We start from the raw sequence: 7,089 nt of genomic DNA, 5'->3' as shown, positions 1-7,089 counted from the left end.
TGCCCGGACTCGGAATCGAACCAAGGACACGGGGATTTTCAATCCCCTGCTCTACCGACTGAGCTATCCGGGCAACGAGGCGTATTAAACCCGATTCCGTTCGGGGCGTCAATCTTATTTCCTTCAAATTTAATCAAGTGCCGGTTTTTTCTGCAATTTACTGAAGTTTTAATCAATAACGTCTGTTTTTACGGCATAACACGTAAAATTACCGGCGGACAACTGCGGATGCTGCCCGCCGGAAAGTTTAACGGCGGTAACCTTTTTGCAGGTCGTTTACTTTGCGCAGGTAATTGCGGGATTCTCCGGACGGGTGTTTTGTCGTCAGGGTTTCATACACTTTACCCGGCTCCATACCGCTGATAATGCGGGCGGCCTGTTTCTTATCACTGTGGAAGACACGCAGCACACTGCCCGCACCGCCGTTGTAGGCAGTGATCACCGCATAGCGCCGTGATGTCGGGTTGCTGATCTCACCGAGATAGGTATTCTGCAGAATCGCCAGATATGCGGTACCGGTATCGATGTTGCTTGCCGGGTCAAACAGATAGCTGCGGCCCGGTACACCGGAGCGGCCCTGTGATTTAAACACATCACGTCCGGCGGTGTTCGGCATAATCTGCATCAGTCCCAGCGCATCAGAGCGGCTGACCGCATACGGGTTAAAGCTGGATTCCGTCTGCATAATCGCAAGGATCAGAGACTCTTCCACGCCGTATTTGGCGGATGCCTGACGAACCAGCGGCAGGTATTTGTGAGCACGCTGATCCAGATGGTTCGGCACCAGTTTCAGGGTGATATAGGTGATCATCTGTGAGCCGGACTGGCGGCGCTGTAAACGGTTGGTCACCAGATAATCCGCGAATTTGGTGGCGCGCCACTCCCAGCGGATCGGCTGTCCGGTATGATCCAGCACCTGGCCGAACAGGAACGGCTCTTTACTGATGGTGACATCGTTGGCATCAGAATAGAGGTCAACCGAGCCCGGATCCTCTCCCATCAGCAGGGTATTGATAATCGCCTGACGCAGATGCGCTTCCGGCTCAACCCCCGCCAGCGTCTCAATAGTGACGGTACCGGCATCAAAGTTGATATGGGAACGGGTGTAGTACTGATCGGTGTATTTGACGTAATCTTTCGGACCGGCGATCAGAACTTCTTTTATACCCCAGATATTTTCAATGTTATGGGCAAACTGACCCATCAGAATATCAAATCCGTTGGTATCCTTAACATATTCAGGACGGTAATCCGTCTGTTCCTGTGAACCGGTACAGGAAGCCAGCAGCGGCGCAATAATGATCAGTGCAGCAAGTTTTTTCATGGGTATAAATACGGTGTGATCCGGGTTCAGATACAACATCAGAGCCGGGAAAGGGCTCTGATGACAGGGTTATTTTTCAGGCGGTGTATAGCCTTCAATGTGGATATCGTGGCCTTCAAACAGGAATTTGACCATCTCCTGTTCCAGCAGTTTGCGATCATCCGGGTTCATGGTGCTGAGTTTTTTCTCGTTGATCAGCATGGTCTGTTTGGACATCCACTGCTGCCAGGCTTCTTTGGAAATCTCATTAAAAATACGTTTACCTAATTCGCCCGGATAGAGCTGAAAATCCTGGCCGTCAGCCTCACGCTGAAGAAAAGTGCAAAAAATTGTTCTGCTCATGTAACATCCTCAAAAATGGGGTTCTTTACCCGATCTGCTTAAGCAAGGTTTCCACCGGGGCGGCCAGGCCGATCGCCGGCGGATTTTGGCTGTTATACCAAATCCCGTCGCTGTCGTCATGGACTGCTGTGCGATCGGTGACGTTTACGGCAACGGGCACAATATCCAGATGAAAATGGCTGAATGTGTGGCGGAAGGCAATCAGCTGCTGTAATGGTGAGTGGCTGATGCGGCGCTGTGCCAGCCAGTCGTGCATGGCGTCTTCCGTTGCAAACTGCGGAAAACTGTATAATCCGCCCCAAATCCCTTTTGCCGGGCGCTTTTCCAGCCAGATCTCATTATCATGCTGAATGATAAGAAAGTAAGCTGTTTTTTCCGGAATTGATTGTTTCGGTTTTTTGCCGGGATACGCCGCCGGATTGTGCTCTGCATACCCAATGCAGCCGGACTGCAGCGGGCACAGCTCGCACTTGGGTTTGCTGCGTGTGCAGACCATCGCGCCCAGATCCATCATCGCCTGATTAAAATACTGCACACCGTCAGCCGGGGTCACATCTTCGGCGATTGCCCAGAGACGGTTTTCCACCTCTTTTTTACCGGGCCAGCCGCTGACGGCGTAACAGCGCGCCAGCACCCGTTTGACATTGCCGTCCAGAATCGGGAAATGCTGATTCTGAGAGAGGGACAGAATCGCGCCTGCGGTTGAGCGCCCGACACCGGGCAGGGCAACCACATCCTCAAACGTGACCGGGAACTGTCCGCCGAATTCAGAAGCGATAGTCTGCGCGGCTTTATGCAGATTGCGGGCACGGGCGTAATAGCCGAGCCCGGTCCATAAATGCAGCACTTCATCAAGTGGGGCGGCAGCCAGGTCTGTGACTGCCGGAAACCGTTCAATAAAACGGTTAAAATAAGGAATAACCGTTGCCACCTGGGTCTGCTGTAACATCACTTCAGAGAGCCAGACATGGTAAGGCGTTTTCTCCTGCTGCCAGGGCAGGTTTTTTCTGCCGTAGCGGTGATACCACGTCAGAACCGATTGCGAAAATTGCTGTGCTTCCATGAGAATAAAATAATAATTGAATAGTTTTAATTGACGGGAATTCCAGCACACTGTTTTGCGACTGTAAACCAACTTTTGCCTGAAATTGTGCGAAAGAGGATGATTAACCGGTGCGAAGTCGGTTGTCTCTTGCTAAACTTGCCGCACTTTGCGTGTGTCAGCGCAGCGCAGCCCGTTGTGCCGGACACATTATGATTTATTTTTGCCGGGATACTGACAGCAAACCTTATGATCAACAATGTAATTTCGCCGGAATTTAATGAAGACGGCAGAGCCCTGCGCCGTGTCCGCAGTTTTGTGCGCCGTCAGGGACGGCTGACCAAACGTCAGGAAGATGCCCTGACAGACCTGTGGCCGTCAGCAGGGGTGGATTTTACCCCGGAACTGCTGGATTTTACCGCACTGTTCGGGCGTGATGCACCGGTCACACTGGAGATCGGTTTCGGCATGGGCGCCTCTCTGGTGGAGATGGCGAAACAGAATCCGGATAAAAACTATCTGGGGATTGAAGTGCATGCTCCGGGTGTCGGTGCATGTCTGGCGGATGCGCAGGAAGCCGGGGTGACGAACCTGTGGGTGATGTGCCATGATGCCATCGAAGTGCTGGATAAAATGATCCCGGATAACAGCCTGCATATGGTGCAGCTGTTCTTCCCTGATCCGTGGCATAAGGCCCGTCACAATAAACGGCGCATTGTTCAGCTGCCGTTTGCGGAAAAAGTGCGGACAAAACTGACGCAGGGCGGTATCTTCCATATGGCGACAGACTGGCAGCCGTATGCGGAGCACATGCTTGAGGTCATGACTCAGGCACCGGGTTACCGCAATCTGTCAGCAACACAGGATTATGTACCGCGCCCGGAAACCCGGCCGGTCACGAAGTTTGAAAAACGCGGCCATCGCTTAGGCCATGGCGTCTGGGATCTGATGTTTGAGAGGATGAAATAATGGCAACACAACGTAGTCGTCGTTTACGGAAAAAAATGCGTATCGATGAGTTCCGCGAACTCGGTTTTTCCTTCAAATGGGACTTCCCGGAAGGCACTGATGTCGACACTATCGACCGCACCGTTGACCAGCTGGTTGAGGAAGTGATCGAGCCGAACGGCCTGGCGCTGGATGCCAGCGGTTACCTGAGCTGGGAAGCCATGGTCTGTTTACAGAAAATCGGTGAATGTACCGATGAGCACCGTAAGCTGGTGGGTGACTGGCTGAAAGCCAAAGGGATGCAGAACATTCAGATGTCTGAACTGTTCGATATCTGGTGGGACTGAGATAAATTTCTTACCACGCTAATTATTAATAAGGGCACCTGAAAAGGTGCCCTTATCTCTCTCCGGCCTCCGGAGTTGTGGCGTGCCGTGTTTTGGAGTAACAACCTTGACCACACACTTTAGTAATGAACTGCTGGACGATATCTTACACCGTGTCCGGCCGCTGATTGGCTCCGGTAAAGTGGCGGATTATATTCCGGCGCTGGCGGAAGTCTCACCTGACAGGCTGGGGATCGCGGTGTGTACCGTGGACGGGGAGATTTTTGCCGCCGGTGATGCGTATCAGCGCTTTTCGGTGCAGTCCATTTCCAAAGTGCTGAGTCTGACACTTGCGATGACGCGTTATAAGGAATCGGAGATCTGGTCGCGGGTCGGCAAAGAGCCGTCCGGTCTGCCGTTTAACTCACTGGTGCTGCTGGAGATGGAAAAGGGTATTCCGCGTAATCCCTTTATTAATGCCGGGGCGATTATTATCGCGGATATGCTGCAGTCCCGCCTCAGTGCACCGCGCCAGCGGATGCTGGAGTTTGTCCGCAAACTGACCGGCAGTCAGGATATCACCTATGATTTGCAGGTGGCGCGTTCTGAACTGGAACACGGCAGCCGCAATGCCGCCATTGCTTTCCTGATGAAATCCTTCGGCAATTTTGAGAATAATGTACTGACGGTGCTGGAGAACTATTTTCACTATTGCGCACTCTCAATGAACTGTGCTGAACTGGCAACCTGTTTTGCTTATCTGGCCAACGGCGGCATACCGCTGGGCGGTCAGGAGCCTGTGATCACGCCGTTACAGTCACGGCAGATAAATGCCCTGATGCTGACCTGCGGGATGTATGACGGTTCCGGGGAATTTGCTTACCGGATAGGCATGCCCGGTAAATCCGGGGTCGGCGGCGGGATCGTCTGTGTGGTGCCGGGTGAGTTTTCTGTGGTGGTCTGGTCTCCGGAACTGGATGATTCAGGGAACTCTTTGGCCGGTTGCGCTGCCTTAGAAATGTTATCCGCAAAAATCGGGCGCTCTATTTTCTGAACCCGCCGGGTTCAGCGTCCGCTGTCTGAGAATCAGGAGTGTTTATGTTACGTAAATGGATTGCCGTTCTGAGTCTGGGTGCCGCGTCACTGGCATCGGCGGAAGGGTATCAGTGCAGTGTCACCCCGCAGGATGATTTGGTTATCACACCGGCCTATGTGCAGGTGATCGGGAAAAGCGGGGAAATGAAGATCACCCCTGACGGGCAGATCACCCGCGACGGCAAATCCCTGACACTCAGCGCCGCACAGAGTGCGGATGCAAAACGCTACCAGTCAGGTGTGCGTCAGGATGTGCCGTGGATAAAACAGCAGGCGGTAAACCGGATCGGTAAATCCCGTCAGGCTGTGGATAAAGTGCTGATCAAAGAGATGGGGCAGGACAGCAAACTGCGCGGCCATCTGACAACCCTGGAAGCGGATCTGAATAAACAGGTTGATCGGATCATTGAAACCCGTCCGGATGGTTATGCCTTCCATCATCAGGCGATTAAGCAGGTGGAGCAGGACGGACGGGCGCAGATCCAGCAGCGCCTCGGCGGTATGCTTCAGGATGCTATCAATGAAATCGGCCGCAAACAGCTGCTTGCCGGGCTGACCGGTGACAAAAGCGCCGCCGGTGCGGCACTGAGCGGGCTGGACGGGTTACAGAAATCCTTACAGCAGGCCGTGCGTGAACAGGAAGATGATTTTAAACAGTTCAGCAAACAGGTGTGCGGCAAAGTCACTACCCTGGAACAACAGCGTATTCAGCTGATAAATTCCCTTAAGTAATATAAGGTTACCGGTACATTCTGTGCCGGTAACTGCTTTTTTAACCGATCAGGTTCAAATAAATGGTAATTGTTATGATAATGATTCTTATTTGATTGACATGTTTCGGCTTCTGCCTAGAATGAACTGCGACGTTAAACGCATTTAATCAGGCAGGAACATGAAAAAGATCATTCCGTTAGTGTTAATTCCGTTTTTAGGCTTTGCCTCCGCTTCCGCGCTGGCTGACTCCGCGCCGAAATATACCCCGAATCATATTGCCGCCGTGGCGGATAAAAGCCCGCTGCTGACCATCGAACATCAGTCGGGCTCTGCGAAAGTGGCACAAAAGCCATCCCGCGTGGTGCTGTTTGACTTTGGTGTGTACGACACCATGAATAAGCTGGGACTGGCTGACAATGTTGTCGCGCTGCCGCTGGGCAATCTGCCGTCATACCTGAAAGGTCAGGTGGACAGCAAAGTCGCTGATGCAGGCGGAATGAAAACGCCGGACCTGGCAAAAATTGCAGAACTGAAGCCGGATCTGATTGTGATCACCGGCCGTCAGGGCAAATCATTTGATGAACTGAACAAAATCGCGCCGACAGTGAACCTCGGTACCGGCGGTGATGATTATCTGGCTGCGGCAGAGGCGAATATTACTCTGATCGGTCAGCTTTATGATATTGAGAAGAAAACCGCAGAAGAACTGGCCGCACTGAATAAAACCGTTGCTCAGGCTCAGGAAAAAGCCGCCAAATCCGGTAAGAAAGTGCTGGTGATGCTGCATAATGACGGTAAATTATTCCCGAATAAACAGCCGGTTGTCTATCAGGTGGTGAAAGCGGCTGCTGTTGATATTCCGGTTGACCCGAAAGCAGAGAAAGATAAACGCCCGCTGGTGACTCCGGAAATGGTGGCAGAGCTGAATCCGGATGTGATTCTGGTGATTGACCGCAGCGCGGCGATTGGTGCAGGGCAGTGGGATAAAGCGGCTTTTGAAACCGATGGTGTGAAAAAGACCAATGCCTTTAAAAATGACAAGATTATCGTGTTACAGCCGGATCTCTGGTATCTCTCCGGCGGCGGGCTGGACAGTCTGAACCGTCAGGTGCAGGCCGTGGAAAGCGCGCTGTAATCCGCTGATTCAGATAAATAATAAAAACCCGGACGTGAAAACGGCCGGGTCAGGCCGTTGACAAACCCGCAGGGGTTGGCGACGACCGCCAGGGGTTGTAAAAATAAACCAGGAAAATCAATTTATTGATTTTCGGCTGATAACACAAAGCAGGAAAAACCAC

The 7,089-nt window shown here is 52.4% G+C and carries 8 protein-coding genes and 1 tRNA gene; 5 read left to right on the top strand and 4 right to left on the bottom strand.

Annotated features, from left to right (window positions below; genetic code table 11):
- The 4 genes from GN208_RS11235 to mutY form a co-directional block, all read right to left on the bottom strand.
- A tRNA-Phe gene (locus GN208_RS11235) sits at positions 1–73 on the bottom strand.
- A 174-nt stretch (positions 74–247) separates the two neighbouring features.
- Positions 248–1,324, bottom strand: coding sequence for a membrane-bound lytic murein transglycosylase MltC (gene mltC / locus GN208_RS11230; protein WP_036418831.1), 1,077 nt, complete (start codon positions 1,322–1,324; stop codon positions 248–250).
- A gap of 69 nt (positions 1,325–1,393) precedes the next feature.
- Positions 1,394–1,666, bottom strand: coding sequence for an oxidative damage protection protein (locus tag GN208_RS11225; protein ID WP_004237812.1), 273 nt, complete (start codon positions 1,664–1,666; stop codon positions 1,394–1,396).
- Positions 1,667–1,691: 25 nt separating this feature from the next.
- Complete coding sequence (gene mutY / locus GN208_RS11220) at positions 1,692–2,729, bottom strand: A/G-specific adenine glycosylase (RefSeq protein WP_004237814.1); 1,038 nt, start codon at positions 2,727–2,729, stop codon at positions 1,692–1,694.
- A gap of 228 nt (positions 2,730–2,957) precedes the next feature.
- Here mutY and trmB point away from each other — a divergent pair, with 228 nt between their 5' ends.
- From trmB to GN208_RS11195, 5 genes are all read left to right on the top strand, one after another.
- A complete protein-coding gene (gene trmB / locus GN208_RS11215) occupies positions 2,958–3,677 on the top strand; it encodes a tRNA (guanosine(46)-N7)-methyltransferase TrmB (protein WP_004237815.1) in 720 nt (239 codons plus the stop codon).
- Complete coding sequence (locus tag GN208_RS11210) at positions 3,677–4,003, top strand: YggL family protein (protein ID WP_015422519.1); 327 nt, start codon at positions 3,677–3,679, stop codon at positions 4,001–4,003. Before trmB ends, GN208_RS11210 begins: the two co-directional genes overlap by 1 nt.
- A gap of 106 nt (positions 4,004–4,109) precedes the next feature.
- Positions 4,110–5,036: a glutaminase B gene (gene glsB / locus GN208_RS11205; protein ID WP_004237818.1), complete on the top strand. Its 927-nt coding sequence runs from the start codon at positions 4,110–4,112 to the stop codon at positions 5,034–5,036.
- Positions 5,037–5,080: 44 nt separating this feature from the next.
- Positions 5,081–5,809 carry a DUF2884 family protein gene (locus GN208_RS11200; RefSeq protein ID WP_004237819.1) on the top strand — a complete coding sequence of 243 codons (729 nt, stop codon included), beginning with the start codon at positions 5,081–5,083 and terminating at the stop codon, positions 5,807–5,809.
- A 160-nt stretch (positions 5,810–5,969) separates the two neighbouring features.
- Positions 5,970–6,926: an ABC transporter substrate-binding protein gene (locus tag GN208_RS11195; RefSeq protein ID WP_004237820.1), complete on the top strand. Its 957-nt coding sequence runs from the start codon at positions 5,970–5,972 to the stop codon at positions 6,924–6,926.
- Positions 6,927–7,089: the final 163 nt, after the last annotated feature.

Source organism: Morganella sp. HSTU-ASny43, assembly GCF_022819185.1.
Taxonomy (GTDB): Bacteria; Pseudomonadota; Gammaproteobacteria; order Enterobacterales; family Enterobacteriaceae; genus Morganella; species Morganella morganii.
The sequence above is the reverse complement of the archived record's forward strand: the minus strand, read 5'-3'. Positions and strand labels throughout refer to the sequence as shown.

Bases quoted from the DNA above. Each gene is read 5' to 3' on its own strand.
- GN208_RS11210 (WP_015422519.1), top strand. From the start codon at position 3,677: ATGGCAACACAACGTAGTCGTCGTTTACGGAAAAAAATGCGTATCGAT.
- GN208_RS11225 (WP_004237812.1), bottom strand. From the start codon at position 1,666: ATGAGCAGAACAATTTTTTGCACTTTTCTTCAGCGTGAGGCTGACGGC.
- GN208_RS11195 (WP_004237820.1), top strand. From the start codon at position 5,970: ATGAAAAAGATCATTCCGTTAGTGTTAATTCCGTTTTTAGGCTTTGCC.
- mutY (WP_004237814.1), bottom strand. From the start codon at position 2,729: ATGGAAGCACAGCAATTTTCGCAATCGGTTCTGACGTGGTATCACCGC.
- mltC (WP_036418831.1), bottom strand. From the start codon at position 1,324: ATGAAAAAACTTGCTGCACTGATCATTATTGCGCCGCTGCTGGCTTCC.
- GN208_RS11200 (WP_004237819.1), top strand. From the start codon at position 5,081: ATGTTACGTAAATGGATTGCCGTTCTGAGTCTGGGTGCCGCGTCACTG.
- trmB (WP_004237815.1), top strand. From the start codon at position 2,958: ATGATCAACAATGTAATTTCGCCGGAATTTAATGAAGACGGCAGAGCC.